Origin of the sequence: Streptomyces griseocarneus, assembly GCF_014655595.1 — a bacterium.
GTDB lineage: Bacteria > Actinomycetota > Actinomycetes > Streptomycetales > Streptomycetaceae > Streptomyces > Streptomyces griseocarneus.
Genome location: NZ_BNBL01000003.1, coordinates 458,958 through 475,132 on the forward strand (window position 1 = coordinate 458,958; position 16,175 = coordinate 475,132).

General features: G+C 69.7%; 13 protein-coding genes and 1 riboswitch. Of the genes, 7 read left to right on the forward strand and 6 right to left on the reverse strand.

The features are described 5' to 3' along the window. Positions 1–61: 61 nt before the first annotated feature. A complete protein-coding gene (locus IE295_RS10785; RefSeq protein WP_190063329.1) occupies positions 62–1,333 on the reverse strand; it encodes an extracellular solute-binding protein in 1,272 nt (423 codons plus the stop codon). 244 nt (positions 1,334–1,577) lie between these two features. On the opposite strand from IE295_RS10785, the gene IE295_RS10790 reads away from it, so the two are divergent. Together IE295_RS10790 and IE295_RS10795 are read left to right on the forward strand one after the other, a co-directional pair. Then, a complete protein-coding gene (locus IE295_RS10790; protein WP_190063330.1) occupies positions 1,578–2,342 on the forward strand; it encodes a GntR family transcriptional regulator in 765 nt (254 codons plus the stop codon). 175 nt (positions 2,343–2,517) lie between these two features. Beyond that, positions 2,518–3,021 carry a hypothetical protein gene (locus IE295_RS10795; RefSeq protein WP_190063331.1) on the forward strand — a complete coding sequence of 168 codons (504 nt, stop codon included), beginning with the start codon at positions 2,518–2,520 and terminating at the stop codon, positions 3,019–3,021. A gap of 90 nt (positions 3,022–3,111) precedes the next feature. On the opposite strand, the gene IE295_RS10800 is transcribed toward IE295_RS10795, so the two are convergent. Then, on the reverse strand, positions 3,112–4,590 hold the full coding sequence (locus IE295_RS10800; protein ID WP_190063332.1) for a SulP family inorganic anion transporter: 1,479 nt from the start codon (positions 4,588–4,590) through the stop codon (positions 3,112–3,114). Positions 4,591–4,625: 35 nt separating this feature from the next. Continuing rightward, entirely contained in the window at positions 4,626–5,234 is a 609-nt protein-coding gene (locus IE295_RS10805) for a carbonic anhydrase (RefSeq protein ID WP_190063333.1), read from the reverse strand. A gap of 449 nt (positions 5,235–5,683) precedes the next feature. On the opposite strand from IE295_RS10805, the gene IE295_RS10810 reads away from it, so the two are divergent. From IE295_RS10810 to IE295_RS10825, 4 genes are all read left to right on the forward strand, one after another. Continuing rightward, complete coding sequence (locus tag IE295_RS10810; protein ID WP_190063334.1) at positions 5,684–5,953, forward strand: DUF3311 domain-containing protein; 270 nt, start codon at positions 5,684–5,686, stop codon at positions 5,951–5,953. Further along, positions 5,950–7,581 carry a monocarboxylate uptake permease MctP gene (gene mctP / locus IE295_RS10815; protein ID WP_190063335.1) on the forward strand — a complete coding sequence of 544 codons (1,632 nt, stop codon included), beginning with the start codon at positions 5,950–5,952 and terminating at the stop codon, positions 7,579–7,581. Before IE295_RS10810 ends, mctP begins: the two co-directional genes overlap by 4 nt. Before the next feature lie 198 nt (positions 7,582–7,779). After that, positions 7,780–7,910: riboswitch (cobalamin riboswitch) on the forward strand. A gap of 165 nt (positions 7,911–8,075) precedes the next feature. Beyond that, positions 8,076–10,466: a ribonucleoside-diphosphate reductase subunit alpha gene (locus IE295_RS10820; RefSeq protein WP_190063336.1), complete on the forward strand. Its 2,391-nt coding sequence runs from the start codon at positions 8,076–8,078 to the stop codon at positions 10,464–10,466. Next, positions 10,457–11,479, forward strand: coding sequence for a ribonucleotide-diphosphate reductase subunit beta (locus IE295_RS10825; RefSeq protein ID WP_190063337.1), 1,023 nt, complete (start codon positions 10,457–10,459; stop codon positions 11,477–11,479). Before IE295_RS10820 ends, IE295_RS10825 begins: the two co-directional genes overlap by 10 nt. Before the next feature lie 66 nt (positions 11,480–11,545). On the opposite strand, the gene IE295_RS10830 is transcribed toward IE295_RS10825, so the two are convergent. Next, on the reverse strand, positions 11,546–13,822 hold the full coding sequence (locus tag IE295_RS10830; protein ID WP_190063338.1) for a hypothetical protein: 2,277 nt from the start codon (positions 13,820–13,822) through the stop codon (positions 11,546–11,548). 174 nt (positions 13,823–13,996) lie between these two features. Next, positions 13,997–14,719, reverse strand: coding sequence for a DUF3800 domain-containing protein (locus IE295_RS10835; RefSeq protein WP_190063480.1), 723 nt, complete (start codon positions 14,717–14,719; stop codon positions 13,997–13,999). A 369-nt stretch (positions 14,720–15,088) separates the two neighbouring features. Here IE295_RS10835 and IE295_RS10840 point away from each other — a divergent pair, with 369 nt between their 5' ends. Next, complete coding sequence (locus tag IE295_RS10840; RefSeq protein WP_190063339.1) at positions 15,089–15,448, forward strand: YciI family protein; 360 nt, start codon at positions 15,089–15,091, stop codon at positions 15,446–15,448. Positions 15,449–15,516: 68 nt separating this feature from the next. Here the strand turns inward: IE295_RS10840 and def are convergent, their stop codons facing one another. Continuing rightward, entirely contained in the window at positions 15,517–16,173 is a 657-nt protein-coding gene (gene def, locus IE295_RS10845; RefSeq protein WP_190063340.1) for a peptide deformylase, read from the reverse strand. Between the last annotated feature and the right edge of the window lie 2 nt (positions 16,174–16,175).

A 16,175-nucleotide genomic window follows, 5' to 3' on the forward strand; every position in this document is an offset into this window, starting at 1 on the left:
TGGTGATCACCACGCGCCCCCGGCCGGTCGAGCTCACTCGGCCGGGCTCACTCGGCCGAGGTCACTGCTTCTGGCCGAGGCGCTTGTTCATGTCGGCCTCGACCTGCTTGGCGGCCTCTTCGGGCGACTTGCCGTTCAGAACGGCCGTCATGTACGCCTTGACCGGGTTGGGGGCGTTCTCCACCGCGGCCCACTCGGCGATCAGCGGGGTGGTGCCGCCGCCCTTGGCGGCGGGGGCCGCGGCCTCGGCGGCGGCCTGGCCCTTGAGGTTGCCGAGCAGCGAGTCCTTGTTGGGGATCGAGCCGACCTCCTTGGCCAGCGCGCCCTCGTGCTTGTCGGACAGCGCGATCTTCAGGAACTCCTTGGCGAGGTCCTTCTTCTTGCTGCCCTCGGAGACGGCGAGGTTGGAGCCGCCGAGGAAGACGCCCTCGGGCTTGCCCGCGCTCTCGCCGGGGATGGTGAAGTAGCCCAGGTCCTTCTCGATCTCCGGGTTCGCCTTGATCGCGGTGTTGGCCTCCCAGCCCATGCCGATGAACGCGCCGGTCTTCCCCTTGGCGAAGACGTCGGCCTGCTGCGGGGTGGCCTCGTCCTTGTCCTTGGGGGCCTTGGAGAAGGACTGGTACTTCTTGTAGGTCTCCATGGCCTTGGCGACCTTGGGGTCGGCCAGGTTGGAGACCCACTTCTTGCCGTCCTTCTTCACCAGGTCGGCACCGGTGCCGATGGTCAGGCCGTCGAAGAAGTACCAGTTCTGGCCGGGCAGGTAGAGCGGCTCGGCGTCGCCCTTGCTCTGAATGGCCTCGAGGTCCTTGAAGAACTCGTCCCGGGTCTTGGGGGTGTCCTTGATGCCCGCGTCCGCCCAGATCTTCTTGTTGTAGATGACCACGCGGTTGGCCGCGTACCAGGGGGCGGCGTACTGCTTGCCCTCGAAGACGGCCGGCTTGTTCAGGGACTCGGTCCAGTCCCCGCCGATCTCCTTCTTCAGGTCCTCGAGCTCGGCGAGGCCGCCGGTCTGGGCGTAGGAGGGCGTCTGGGTGTTGCCGATCTCGACGACGTCCGGCGGGCTGGACTCGGAGAGGGCGGTGGTGAGCTTCTGCTGGATGCCGTCCCACTTCTGGATCTGGATGTTGAGCTTGGCCCCGGTCTTCTGTTCGAACTCGGCCTGGACGGCCTTCGTCCAACCGGGCGGATTCGAGCCATCCATGAACCAGACGGTCAGACTCTTGGCCCCGGAACCGCCGTCGCCGGATTCCTTGTCACTGTCGCTGGACCCACAGGCAGCAACACTCACCAGCATGGCCGCGACACCCGTCGCCGCTATGAGCCCTCGCTTCACAGCACTCTCCTCAAGGACCGAATGTGGTCTTTAATGGTTTAGACCAGTGCCCGCAGCTTGGCCTAGACCTTTTGGGGTGTCAAGGGTGTATAAGAGTCGCTGTCGGCTCCGTTACCGGACCGACACCTCGAGGTCGACCCGGGTATCTCCGGGCCCCTCGGGCTCGGCCCGTGCCACCATGTGACCGCTATAGACGGAGGAGCCGGTGACGGCAGCAGGATCATCGGAGTCGGGAAGGCACGCCATGGCGACCGAGGGCGGTACGGAGAGCGGCGGCGCCGCGGGCGGGGCGCGGACCGCGCGCGTGCCCAAGTATTACCGGCTCAAACGGCACTTGCTGGAAATGACCGAAACCATGCCTCCCGGCACTCCGGTGCCCCCGGAGCGGACGCTGGCGGCCGAGTTCGACACCTCGCGCACCACGGTGCGCCAGGCCCTGCAGGAGCTGGTCGTCGAGGGCCGCCTGGAACGCATCCAGGGCAAGGGGACGTTCGTCGCCAAACCCAAGGTCTCCCAGGCACTGCAACTCACCTCCTACACGGAGGACATGCGGGCCCAGGGCCTCGAGCCCACCTCCCAGCTGCTGGACATCGGCTACGTCACCGCCGACGACCGGCTCGCCGGGCTCCTCGACATCGCGACGGGCGGGCGCGTCCTGCGCATCGAGCGGCTGCGGCTGGCCAGCGGCGAGCCGATGGCGATCGAGACCACCCACCTGTCGGCGAAGCGCTTCCCCGCCCTGCGCCGGAGCCTGGCGAAGTACACCTCGCTCTACACCGCCCTGGCCGAGGTCTACGACGTCCGCCTGGCCGAGGCGGAGGAGACCATCGAGACCTCCCTGGCCACCCCCCGCGAGGCCGGTCTGCTCGGTACGGACGTGGGCCTGCCGATGCTGATGCTCTCCCGCCACTCACTGGACGCACAGGGCAACCCGGTCGAATGGGTGCGCTCGGTGTACCGGGGGGACCGCTACAAGTTCGTGGCGAGGCTGCGGCGGCCGGCGGACTGAGACGGCCGGAGCCAGGCCCGGCCGGGGGTCCGGGGGTTGCCCCCGGAACAGCACAGTGTGGCAAGGCTGCGGCGGCCGGCGGACTGACGGCGTCGGCCTGCGGATCGGGCCCTGGTCCCGGGCGGATTGAAGGCCCTGGCACCCCCGCTGACCAGGGGTCACGTACGGTGGCGGGATGAGCCAAGCTGTCGATGCGGTCGAGGCCGCCGCCATCGCCCTGACCGAGGGTTCCTGGATTCCGTCCGACTACGAACTGGGCCTCGCCCAGGAGTTCCTCACCCGTCGTGAGCAGCTGGAACAACGTCTGCTGCCGGGCATGCCCGCCTGCCCCCAGGCCCAGGGCTGGGTGTCCCAGCACGTGCTGTGGCTGGAGGACGTGGCCCACCTCGCCGACGAGCTGCTGGCGACCTGGCGGGACTGGCTGCCGGGCAGCCCCATGCTCGCGGTGATCGGCGCCTACAGCGGCCTGGCCCGCTCGGTGGCCCCCCTCTCGGCCCAGCTCGGGCGGGCGTGGGAGGAGGAGTGGTCGGGCCCCTGTTCGCAGGAGGAGGCCGTGTGGTGGGAGGACTGGCACCTGCCGCCGGAGCAGCGCCGGCAGCTCGACGCGCTGACGGAACGGCTGGTGATCGTGGGGTCGGTCGTGGTCATGGCCCTCAACCGGGGCCAGGGCGCCCGCTGACCGTCCGCCGACGGGCCGGCCGGGGCCGGACGTACGAAACGGCCGCACCCGGGGTTGCCGGGTGCGGCCGTCGTCGTCAGGCGGGGCCGGCTAGGCCACGGTGGTCAGCCGGTCGTGCCGCAGCCGCACCGGTTCGGTGTCCGCGTCGTTGTGACGGGCGGCCCAGGTCTCCAGGGCCGTGCGGCACGCGTGGTCCACGTGGCGCAGGGGGGACAGGTCGAGCTCGATGGGCCGGTCCTGCGGGAGCGCCTCCAGGGTCTCCAGGATGCGGGGCAGCCGCAGGAACGTGGCGTTGCCGGTGAGGGTCACCGTCATCCGGCCGTCGTCCTCGCGGACCTCGAGGTTGACCTTCGAGGTCTCCCACGCCGACTTCACCACCGCCAGCAGGAGCCCGAGCACCACGCCCTCGAACATGCTGGTCGTCACGATGGCGACGGCCGTGACCGCGAGGATCACCGCCTCGCCCCGGTGGTCGCGCCACAGCGGGACGATCTCCTTCACCGGGACCAGCTTGCAGCCGGCGTGCACCAGCACGCCCGCCAGCGCGGCGAGCGGGATGATGCCGATCGCCGCGGGCAGCAGCACGGCGAACAGCAGCAGCCACGCGCCGTGCAGCACCCGGGAGAGCGGGGTCCTCGCGCCCGCCTGGACGTTGGCCGCGCTGCGGACGATGACGGCCGTCATCGGCAGGGCGCCGAGCACGCCGCACACCGTGTTGCCCACGCCCTGGGCGAGCAGTTCCTTGTCGTAGTGGGTGCGCGGGCCGTCGTGCATCCGGTCCACGGCGGCCGCGCTGAACAGGGATTCGGCCGAGGCGATGAGGGTGAAGGCGAGGACCGTGCCGAGCACGGCGACGCTGGCGAGCGAGGTGAGGTCGTTCAGTCCGGGCGGCTGGATGGCGTCCAGCAGTCCCTTGACCTCGACGTTGGCGATGTCCAGGCCGCCCGCGGCGGTGACGGCCGTGGCGAGCGCGACGGCGACCAGCGGCGCGGGCACCAGCTGGGCCTTGCCCGGGAGCTTCTTCCACAGGACCAGCACCGCGATGGTCGCCGCGCCGACCGCGAAGGCGGTCAGGGCGTCGCCGTCGGTGACGATGTCCACGGCGAGCCCGGGGACGCCCGCTATCTTCTCCACGCCCGACCGCGGCTGCTTGACACCGGCCATGGTGTAGAGCTGGCCGAAGAGCAGGACGAGTCCGATGCCGGCGAGCATGCCGTGGACGACGGCGACGGAGATCGCCCGGAACCACCTGCCGAAGCGCAGCGCGCCCAGGGCGAGTTGGAGCAGTCCGGTGACCAGGACGATGGCGCCGAGCATGCCGAGGCCGAACTCGCGGACGGCCTCGAACACCAGCACCGTCAGGCCTGCGGCGGGGCCGCTGACCTGGAAGGTGCTGCCGGGCATGGCGCCGACGACGAGGCCGCCGACTATGCCCGTGATCAGGCCGAGTTCGGCCGGTACCCCGGATGCCACGGCCACGCCGACGCACAACGGCAGGGCCACGAGGAAGACGACGAGCGAGGCGAGCGCGTCCTGGCGCAGGACGGCCGGTTTCTTGACGGAGAACATGGGTGAGGGCCCCTCGGGTGGTGCGGCCGGGTGGTTCACAGAGGTCCGAACGGCCCGTGGCCGTTCTCGGGCCGGTGCACGGTGACCGAGCCGGTGTGCACCTCGTAGTACCAGGCGTGCAGGGTGAGCAGCCCTTCCTCGAGGCGCTCGCGGACGCAGGGGTAGTCCCGCAGGGTCTGGAGCTGGGTGACGGCGTGGGCCTGTACGGCCGCGGCCATGTCGGGGGAGTCCGCGGGGGCGGTCCGGGTGTTCGCGTCCGCGGGCACGGCGCGGTCGAGCCAGCCCTGGACGGCGGGTGCGGAGGAGAGGTCGTCGCCCCGGACGACGGCGCTCACGGCGCCGCAGTGGGAGTGTCCGCAGACGATGATGTCGCGGACGCCCAGCACGCGGACCGCGTACTCGATGGTGGCGGTCTCACCGGAGGGGTGGTCGCTGCGGTACTCGGGGACGATGTTGCCCGCGGTACGGAGCTCGAAGAGTTCGCCTGGTTGCGCGCCGGTGATGAGGGACGGCACCACGCGCGAGTCGGAGCATGTGATGAACAGGGTCTCCGGCGACTGGCCGGCTTCGAAAGCGCGGAAGCTCTCGGCGTTCTCGGCCACGTGGGTTGCGAACGATCGGGCGTTGTCGATGAGCGACTTCATGTTGGCCTGCCTCCTGCGCCCCGTGGGTTCCCGTTGGGGGCGCGGTGTGTTCAAGTCAGCATTACGGGTGTGAGCGCGCCAGTGCATGGCTGCGCCGGCCGTCGTGCAGTCAATCCTGCACGGCGGACGAGACCATTACTTTACCTGCACGTTACCCTTCGATGACAGGTAAATATTTCATCAAATAGGGCTCGCGGTTGGGCACTTGGGGCGCACACTCCGCACATCACCACCGTGACTACGCCCACATACGCCCCAAGCGTCAAGTGGACTCTTTACTTCCTATTGATGCGCCCGTTGCGCCCACAGCAGGGGTTCCCACAAGGGTTTCTGACGAACCGTCGGGGCGTTGCCATTCCGATATGCGGATAGGGGGTGACGTCCGGAGGCGGCCTCCCTTAGATTTCCCCGACATTACGCATGTGATCGCACAGGGGACGGAGCCACCGATGTCGGAACCACCGGAGCAGCCCGCAAAGGGATCGAGAAGGCCGGTCGTCACCGTGCCGTTGATCGTCGCCGGGGTGTGCCTGGCCGTACCCTTCGCGGCGATGCTGTGGGTCGGCTCCTATTCCCGGCTCACGCCCGCCCTCGCCGGCGTCCCGTTCTTCTACTGGTACCAGATGCTGTGGGTCCTCATCTCGACGATGCTCACCGTCGTCGCCTACGTCATCGTCCGCCGCCACGAGCGGAAGCACCGGGGCGGTGAGGTCCGGTGAAGGACGGCGTGAACGGCGTGGCACTCGCCGTGTTCGTGTTCTTCTTCCTCGCCGTGACCGTCATGGGCTTCATGGCGTCGAAGTGGCGGCGGGCGGAGAACGCCAACAACCTCGACGAATGGGGACTGGGCGGCCGCTCGTTCGGCACCTGGGTCACCTGGTTCCTGCTCGGCGGCGACCTCTACACCGCCTACACCTTCGTCGCCGTCCCGGCGGCCATCTACGCGGGCGGCGCGGCGGGCTTCTTCGCGGTGCCCTACACCATCCTCTGCTACCCGCTGGTCTTCACCTTCCTGCCGCGCCTGTGGTCGGTGTCGCACAAGCACGGGTACGTGACCTCGTCGGACTTCGTCCGGGGCCGGTTCGGCTCCCGGGGCCTGTCCCTGGCGCTCGCGCTGACCGGCATCCTCGCCACCATGCCGTACATCGCCCTGCAGCTGGTCGGCATACAGGCCGTCCTCGACGTGCTGGGCGTCGGCGGCGGCGAGGGCACCAACTGGTTCGTCAAGGACCTGCCGCTGCTGATCGCCTTCGGCGTGCTCGCGGCCTACACCTACTCCTCGGGCCTGCGGGCGCCGGCGATGATCGCCTTCGTCAAGGACGCACTGGTCTACATCGTCATCATCGTGGCGATCATCTACATCCCGATCAGGCTCGGCGGCTTCGACGACATCTTCGCCAAGGCCGGTCACGCGTTCGCTGCCGAAAACCCGGCAACGGGCAAGCCGCGCGGCGCGCTCGTCACCGGCCCGCAGGCGCAGTGGTCGTACGCGACGCTCGCGCTGGGTTCGGCGATGGCGCTGTTCCTCTATCCCCACTCGGTGACGGCGGTGCTCTCCAGCAAGGGCCGCAACGTCATCCGCCGCAACACCACCATCCTTCCCCTCTACTCCCTGATGCTGGGCCTGCTGGCGATGCTGGGCTTCATGGCGCTGGCCGCCGGGGTGAAGGTCAAGAACGGCCAGCTGGCGATCCCGCAGCTGTTCGAGGACATGTTCCCGGACTGGTTCACGGGCGTGGCCTTCGCCGCGATCGGCATCGGGGCGCTCGTCCCGGCGGCCATCATGTCGATCGCCGCCGCAAATCTGTTCACCCGGAACATCTACAAGGACTTCCTCAAGCCGGACGCCTCGCCCGAACACGAGGCGAAGGTGTCCAAGCTCGCCTCCCTGCTCGTCAAGGTCGGAGCGCTCGTTTTCGTCCTCACCATGGACAAAACGGTCGCCATCAACTTCCAGCTGCTCGGCGGCATCTGGATCCTGCAGACGGTCCCGGCGCTCGTCGGCGGGCTCTTCACCCGCTGGTTCCACCGCTGGGCGCTGCTGGCCGGCTGGGCGGCCGGCATGGGGTACGGGACCTGGCGGGCGTACGCCACGCCGAGCGCCACCCAGTCCCACTTCGGGAACACCAACCTCATCCCCCTCATCGGGGAGAAGGGCTACATCGGCCTCACCGCGTTCGCCCTCAATGTGATCGTCGTCATCGTGGCGACCGTCATCCTGAAGGCGGTCAAGGCTCCCGACGGGATCGACCGGACGAAGCCGTCGGACTACACCGCCGACGCCGGCGACCCGGGCGTCGCGGCGGAGCTCCCCCCGGCCACGGCGGGGGCCCCTGGCGGCCACTGACCGCGCCCTGAAGGGCCCGCCGGACCCACCCCGGCACCCAGGGCCGCCACACCCCCGTCCAGGGGGCGTGGCGGCCCTTTCGCATGCGCTTCCGTAACCTTGTGGAGCCCTTGCGCGGCCCGTCCGTTAGCACATTCCGCGACCGCGTCATGACGCGACGACACAACATGTGGGGGCGCGTACGAGGGGCGGCACTAGATGTATGCTCGTCCTCGCTGACGTCGCAGGGGAATCCGGTGAAAGTCCGGAACTGTCCCGCAACGGTGTATGTGTGCGCATATACCCAGCGCACCTGTAGTCCGAGGACCTGCCGCCAGCACGCCCACCACCGAGTCCTGCCATGGGCTCGGCTTTAGGCGTTGAATTCGTCCGGGCCCCGCGGGTTGGGCCGACGGACGCCTACGAGGCATGCCCCGGTGCATTCGGCATGTCCGCGTACGCGACCGTCGCGCGCTCCCGCCCGGCCCACCCAGCCGAGCGAGGGAGAGCCACACGTGACCATCGCGCCCGCAGATCCGGTCTCAGCGAACGCGGAAGCGACCGGCGGCCCCGGGACCGCGCTGCTGCGCACCCTGACCGATCTCACCGCCGATCTGCCCGCCACCGACCCGGGCAAGGTCGCCGCCGCCGCGCTGCGCGGCCGGCACCCCGGCTCGGACGAGGCAGAGCTGCGCTCCCTCGCCACCGAGGCCGCCGCCGGCCTGATCGCCGAGGAGCCGGAGTACTCCCGCCTCGCCGCCCGGCTGCTCACCCGCGCCATCGCCGACGAGGCGGCCGGCGAGGGTGCGACCTCCTTCTCCGCCTCGGTGGCCGTCGGCCACCGCGAGGGCCTGATCGCGGACGAGACCGCCGCGTTCGTCAAGGAGCACGCCGAGCGCCTGGACGCGCTGGTCGAGGGCGCGCTGTCCGACGGCGCCGACGACCGCTTCGGCTACTTCGGCCTCCGCACCCTGCACAGCCGCTACCTGCTGCGCCACCCGATCACCCGCAACGTGATCGAGACCCCGCAGCACTTCCTGCTGCGCGTGGCCTGCGGCCTGGCCGAGGACCACTCCGTGCGGGCCCTGGAGGACGTCGCCGAGCTCTACGCGCTCACCAGCACGCTCTCCTACCTGCCGTCCTCCCCCACGCTCTTCAACTCCGGCACCCGCCACCCGCAGATGTCGTCCTGCTACCTGCTGGACTCGCCGCTGGACGAGCTGGACTCGATCTACGACCGCTACCACCAGGTGGCGCGCCTGTCGAAGCACGCGGGCGGCATCGGCCTGTCGTACTCGCGCATCCGCTCCCGCGGCTCGCTGATCCGCGGCACCAACGGCCACTCCAACGGCATCGTGCCGTTCCTGCGCACCCTCGACGCCTCCGTCGCCGCCGTGAACCAGGGCGGCCGCCGCAAGGGCGCGGCCTGCGTCTACCTCGAGACGTGGCACGCCGACATCGAGGAGTTCCTGGAGCTCCGCGACAACACCGGTGAGGAGGCCCGCCGCACCCACAACCTCAACATCGCGCACTGGATCCCGGACGAGTTCATGCGTCGCGTCGAGGCCGACGCCGACTGGTCGCTCTTCTCCCCCGCCGACACGCCGGACCTGGTCGACCTCTACGGCGACGAGTTCGACGCCGCGTACCGCCGGTACGAGGCCGAGGGCAAGGCCGTCAAGCAGATCCCGGCCCGCGTGCTGTACGCCCGCATGATGCGCACCCTCGCGCAGACCGGCAACGGCTGGATGACGTTCAAGGACGCCGCCAACCGCACCGCCAACCAGACGGCCGAAAAGGGCAAGGTCGTCCACTCCTCGAACCTCTGCACCGAGATCCTCGAGGTCACCGACGACGGCGAGACCGCGGTCTGCAACCTGGGCTCGGTCAACCTCGCGCAGCACCTCGGTGCCGACGGCGAGATGGACTGGGAGAAGCTCGACCGTACGGTCCGTACGGCCGTGACGTTCCTCGACCGCGTCGTGGACATCAACTTCTACCCGACCGAGCAGGCCGGCAACTCCAACAGCCGCTGGCGCCCGGTGGGCCTGGGCCTGATGGGTCTGCAGGACGTCTTCTTCCGCCTGCGCCTGTCCTTCGACTCGGCCGAGGCGAAGGCGCTGTCCACCAAGATCTCCGAGCGGATCATGCTCGCGGCGTACGAGGCCTCGGCCGACCTCGCCGAGCGGCACGGCCCGCACCCGGCCTGGTCCGCGACCCGCACCGCCCGCGGCGTGCTGCACCCGGACCACTACCCCAACGCCGTCGCCGCGTGGGAGGACCGCTGGGAGGCGCTGCGCGCCCGCATCGCCGCGGTCGGCATGCGCAACTCGCTGCTGCTGGCGATCGCCCCGACGGCCACCATCGCCTCCATCGCGGGCGTCTACGAGTGCATCGAGCCGCAGGTCTCCAACCTGTTCAAGCGCGAGACGCTCTCCGGTGAGTTCCTGCAGGTCAACACCTACCTGGTGGAGGACCTCAAGAAGCTCGGCGTGTGGGACCGCACGACCCGCGACGCCATGACGGACGCCAACGGCTCGATCCAGGACATGAAGTGGATCCCGCAGGAGGTGCGCGACCTCTACCGCACCGCCTGGGAGATCCCGCAGCGCGCCCTGATCGACATGGCCGCGGCCCGTACGCCGTACCTGGACCAGAGCCAGTCGCTGAACCTCTTCATGGCCTCGCCCACCATCGGCAAGCTCAGCTCGATGTACGCGTACGCCTGGAAGCAGGGCATCAAGACGACGTACTACCTGCGCTCCCGCCCGGCGACCCGCATCGCCCGCGCCGCCTCCGGCGGTGCCGCGGCCCCCGCCACCATCCCCGTGCAGCAGGCCGCGCCCGACGCGGACGCCATCGCCTGCTCCCTTGAGAACCCCGAGTCCTGCGAGGCATGCCAGTGACCGCCCCCGTCCAGAAGAACCTGCTCGACCCGGGCTTCGAGCTGACCCTGCGTCCCATGCGGTACCCGGACTTCTACGACCGCTACCGCGACGCGATCAAGAACACCTGGACCGTCGAGGAGGTCGACCTCCACTCGGACGTCGCCGACCTCGCCAAGCTGTCCCCGGGCGAGCAGCACATGATCGGCCGCCTGGTCGCGTTCTTCGCGACCGGCGACTCGATCGTGGCCAACAACCTCGTGCTGACGCTGTACAAGCACATCAACTCCCCCGAGGCGCGGCTGTACCTGTCGCGGCAGCTCTTCGAGGAGGCCGTGCACGTCCAGTTCTACTTGACGCTGCTCGACACCTACCTGCCCGACCCGGAGGAGCGCTCCGCCGCGTTCGCGGCCGTGGAGAACATCCCCTCCATCCGTGACAAGGCGCAGTTCTGCTTCAAGTGGATCAACGAGGTCGAGAAGCTCGACCGGCTGGAGACGAAGGCCGACCGCCGTCGCTTCCTGCTCAACCTGATCTGCTTCGCCGCCTGCATCGAGGGCCTGTTCTTCTACGGCGCCTTCGCCTACGTGTACTGGTTCCGCAGCCGCGGCCTGCTGCACGGCCTGGCGACCGGCACCAACTGGGTCTTCCGCGACGAGACCATGCACATGAACTTCGCGTTCGAGGTCGTGGACACGGTCCGCCAGGAGGAGCCCGACCTCTTCGACGACGAGCTCCAGCAGCAGGTCACCGACATGCTGAAGGAGGCCGTGGAGGCGGAGCTGCAGTTCGGCCGCGACCTGTGCGGCGAGGGCCTGCCGGGCATGAACACCGAGTCCATGCGCGAGTACCTGCAGTGCGTCGCCGACCAGCGGCTCCAGCGCCTGGGCTTCAAGCCGGTCTTCGGCTCGGAGAACCCTTTCTCCTTCATGGAGCTGCAGAACGTCCAGGAGCTGACCAACTTCTTCGAGCGCCGCGCGTCCGCGTACCAGGTGGCGGTCGAGGGCACGGTCGCCTTCGACGACGAGTTCTAGGCCTCTGACCCGGCCGGAGGGCCCGCACGGAATACTTCCTTCCGTGCGGGCCCTCCGTCGTTCCGCTCAGTACCCGTCGCCGTCCTCGTCGTCGTGGTCCTCCTCGTACGCGTTCGCGTCCTCGTAGGCCTCCTCGTCCTCCTGCCCAGGCGCCTCCGGCGCATGGTTGAACAGGATGTTCTGCACCTCGATCGCCGTGGTGTGGAGCTTCGTCCAGTCCTCGTAGGTCCCCATGGGGTGCCAGGTCCCCGCGTCGGCCCCCAGCGCCACCAGCCGGTCCAGGCTCTGCCGGGCCAGGTCCAGCCGGGTGGCGAGCGAGCGGCGCTCGTCCGCCAGCTGCTCCGGCAGCGACTTCTGCGCCTCGGCCTCGGGGTCCGAAGCCTTGCGCTGGTCCTCCTCCAGGGCCGCGCGTACGGGATCCGAGACGAACACGACCTCGTACTGGCTCAGGAGCACGGGCGCGTTGGCGCCGTCCCGGCTGACGCGGTCCGGCGCGGCCAGGTCCACGGCCACCACCTCGTAGCGGTCGCCGGAGGCCGAGTCGTCGGTTCGCCTCTCGAACTGCTTGTCCGTCAGGGCGTTGAGCGGCAGACGCCCGGCGTCGAAGCGGTTGGCCGCCAGCGCCAGGGTCCACAACCCCTTCTCGTTGTCCGCTGCGGCCAGACCACCCACGACCTTGTGGACATCGGCACGGAAGGGGACCGTGACGCCGACGGCCGAGCCGACGTTGCGGGTGATCAACTTGTCGGCGATCAGCGCCACTCCGCCGGCCACCGCCAGCGTGTTGAGCGCGTCGGCGTCACCTGCCGCCGCGGGGCCGACGAGCGTGGTGAAGTCCTCCGTCGGCAGAGGCTCCCATTCGCGCTCCAGCACGTCGGGGCAGAGCACTCCGCCGTTGGCCCAGGCGTTCCTGGCCTGCTTGAGCACGCGTTGCTTGGCGGCACGCCACGGCAGGTCGACCATGGGGCCCAGGAGCCCGGCGAACCCGGGCACGCCCATGCGCTTGTCCCCCTTGATCTCCTTGGCGTGGTGCTTGAGCGCCGCGAAGAATCCGGGCCGGGTCAGGGCGTGAACGAGGTACACGGCCCGCCACAGCGATGTTCCCGGGATCCGGTCGTCGCGGAAGACATCGGGCGTGGCCGACGGGCGCTTGCGGCCCACCGCCAGATCGTAGAGATCCTGCAGCTCCGCTCCTGGCCAGCCGCCGACGCCGCCCTGGACCACGCGCTTGAGCGCCCTGGTGCCGACCTCGACGTTCTGCGCGGCGGGATCCCAGGCCTTGAACTCGACGTGGACGGAGGCCAGGATGCTGCGCACCGCGTCGTCGAACAGGTCCGGACCGCGGAGCGCTCCGCCGTGGTGCGCGGCTATGCCCACCGCGATCTGGGCCGGCAGGACACAGGCCTGCGCGATCTGGATGGCCTTCAGCGACACCTGGTCGCCGGCCACGCCCTTGAGGAACTCGCCCCGCAGCTCCGCCAGGGCCTCCTCCCTCCCCTGCGCCAGCCGCTGGCTCAAGGGGCGCTCGGCCGCCCCCCGGCGCTGCGGGCGCTCGGCGAACAGCAGGCGCACCGCCTCCCGCGCCACCTCCTCGTGGCCGGCCTCGGGGCCCGCGAGCACCTTCCAGGCGCTGGCGAGCCGGGTGATGCCGTCGCGCACGGCCAAGGCGTGAACCGGCTCGCTCCCGTCCGCGAACTCGAAGATCACGGGGTGGGCTATGACCGCCCTGGTCACCCTCCGGGCCAGGATCGACTCGTCGTACCTGTTGAGCTTCAGGGTCGCCGCGATCGTCTGCAGGACGTGATCACGCAGGTGACCACGGTCGCGGTAGCGATAGCGGACCGCCGCCTGGGGCCCCTGTTCGGTCTCGACCCCGATGACCTCGGGGTCTTGGGTGGGATGGTCCTCCTGGCCGGTACGGGGCTGCAGTCCGGGGAAGAGCTCGGTGAGCCACACCCGGGCGTGCACGGACCTGAGCGTCGCCCCGTCGACGTGCTCCTCGACGAGCATGCTCGCGGCCGCGCCGGACTGCTGCTGGCGCAGCTGGGACGCGAGCGCCTCGGGGTGGACCACGGCCCGTGCCACCGCGTGCCAGGCGTCTTCGGACAGGGCGGTGTAGGGGTTGTTCAGCCCCGCGCGGATCGCCTTGGAGCGCTCTCCGGCACTGGACTGGTCCGGGATGAACCGCTCGAAGCCGGTGACGGTGATCTCGGCGTCACCCCACTCGACCTTGAGCGTCTCTCCGGGGGCTCGCTCCGGCGTGGACGGGCGCGCGGGCGTCGCACCGCCGTCCCGGGCGTGCGAGAAGCGTGGCTCGCGCGATCCCTGGAAGTCCTCCTGCACCTCAGTATCCCCCTCTTATGATCACTGTGTGTAGCTGAGTACGGGCTTGTTGCGCACAGATTGTTGATCTGGGAGACTGGTGAAGCGGTCCCGGCCCGAGTATTCGGGGTTCCGGGTCCAGCTTCTCCGAGCCCCGGCCATCGGCCGGGGCTCTGCGTTTGCTCCAGGCCTCCCTCACAGCGCCGCCGGCCCCTGGGCCAGGGGCAGCCTGGAACCGAACCAATCCCACATGAACCGCTTGCCCGGGTGCCTGACCACGCTCTGGTAGGCGGTGTAGGCGACCAGGTCCGCGCACTGCAGGAAGTGGCTCTCTCCAGCCGGCTGGAAGAGCGAGTCCTCGATGACGCGTCGACCGGCCCCGGCGAGCTCCCGGTGGACGCGGCGGTAGGCGTGCTCCGTACCGTCCCCGTCGACGATCACCAACGCGTAGGAATCCGATGCCCTGAGCTCGTCGTTGAGGCGGCGGAGCCACGTCCGGTACAGGTCGATCCGGTCGTGCGCGTAGTCGCCGGTCCTGCGGTAGACGGCCCCCGCCCGCGTGCCGGGCATGCCCGCGATCACCTCGAGCGCCCTGAGTGCCACGGGACCGCGGTGGCGCTTCTGCCGGTTCCAGGACTCCAGCAGCGACGGGTTCCCGCGGCCGGGGATGAACTTCACCGCGTGGAACTCGTAGTCCACCGGAATCCGCGTCTTCTCGTCCTCGTACAGATCGGTGCGGAACCGTCTCCAGTCCTCCATGGCGGCGTTCCACCGGCGCACGTCGACCTCGAGCCAGCCCAGGGCCGCGACGTCACGGGCGTTGCCCGAGTCATCGACGTAGAAGACCCGTAAGTTCCCTCGTTCGGCGATCAGTTCGATCAGCCCCCAGCGGAGACCTGTTCCGGCCGCACTCGGCAGGGATGCCGGGCCGTTCCCCGCTCACCGGCAGGGCGCTGGAGTCTCCATCACCACGCGCAACGGCACATGGACGGCACGCGCGCGGATACCGCTCAACCGGCGATTCCGCCCCCTATGAGCTTCCTCGCCCCGCCAGCAGCAGCTCTCCATGGAGAGCCTCCAGGACAATTCCCGACCCCTACGACACACCACCACCACGTGGCACGTACGCAACCACGGTAAGCGGAAGAGGAATTGACGGACAAGCGGATGATGCAAAAAAGCCGCCCGTGGCCTGAAAGATCGCACGACACGGCTCCCGGACCCATGGGCCGCCCCGGGCCCGGCGAGAGGCTGGACGCACGGTCCGGCGGCGAGGAGAGGCATGCCATGCGTTTCATGATGATCGTCAAGGCGAGCGAGGACTCCGAGGCCGGCGTGATGCCGACCAGGGAGATGATCGCCGAGATGGGGCAGTACAACGACCGGCTGGCCGAGGCCGGCATGATGCTCGCCGGCGACGGGCTGCACCCGACCTCCAGGGGCGCCCGCGTGACGTACTCGGACGGCCCGCCCGTCGTCACGGAAGGGCCCTTCGGGGGGAGGGCGAAGGACCTGATCGCCGGCTTCTGGATCATCCGGGCCGGCTCGATGGACGAGGCCCTCGAGTGGGCCCGGAAGATCCCCTTCCAGGAGGGCGAGGTCGAGGTGCGCCCGCTCTTCGAGGCCTCCGACTTCCCGGCGGAGTAACAGCAGGAACGCGTGTGGCGGGCACTCCCCCGAGGGGAGCGCCCGCCACACGTGCGTCGTGCGCGAGGTCAGTCGTTGGCGACGACGGGGTAGCGCGGGGTGCCCTCGGCCATCTGCCGCAGCGCGTCCTTGCGGTCACGCTTGGAGAGGCGGTCGATGTACAGGTAGCCGTTCAGGTGGTCCGTCTCGTGCTGCAGGCAGCGGGCGAAGTAGCCGGTGCCCTCGATGGCGATCGGGTTGCCGTGCATGTCCTGGCCGCGGACGACCGCGTAGTCGGGGCGGGCCAGGGCGGCGTAGGCCGTCGGGACGGACAGGCAGCCCTCGTTGGAGTCGTCGAGGATGCGGCGGTCGGCCGGCAGCTCGTCGAGGACGGGGTTGACCACGTGGCCGACGTGGCGCACGCCCTCGTCGTCCGGGCAGTCGTAGACGAAGACCTTCAGGTCGACGCCGATCTGGTTGGCCGCCAGGCCCACGCCCTCCGCGGTGCGCTGGCTGGCGAACATGTCGTCGATCAGCTGCGCGAGCTTCTCGTCGAACTCGGTGACGTCCTTGCACTCCTTGTGGAGCACCGGGTTGCCGACGACGGTGATCGGGCGGGAGGTGCCGCGCTCGCGGTGCGCGAGCTCACGCGCCTCGCAGTCCTCGGTGTCCACGATGAACTCGCCGGAAGCGGTCGACTCGTTCGACTCGTCGTTCACGGGCTGGTCCGTGTCTTGCTGCGCCATGT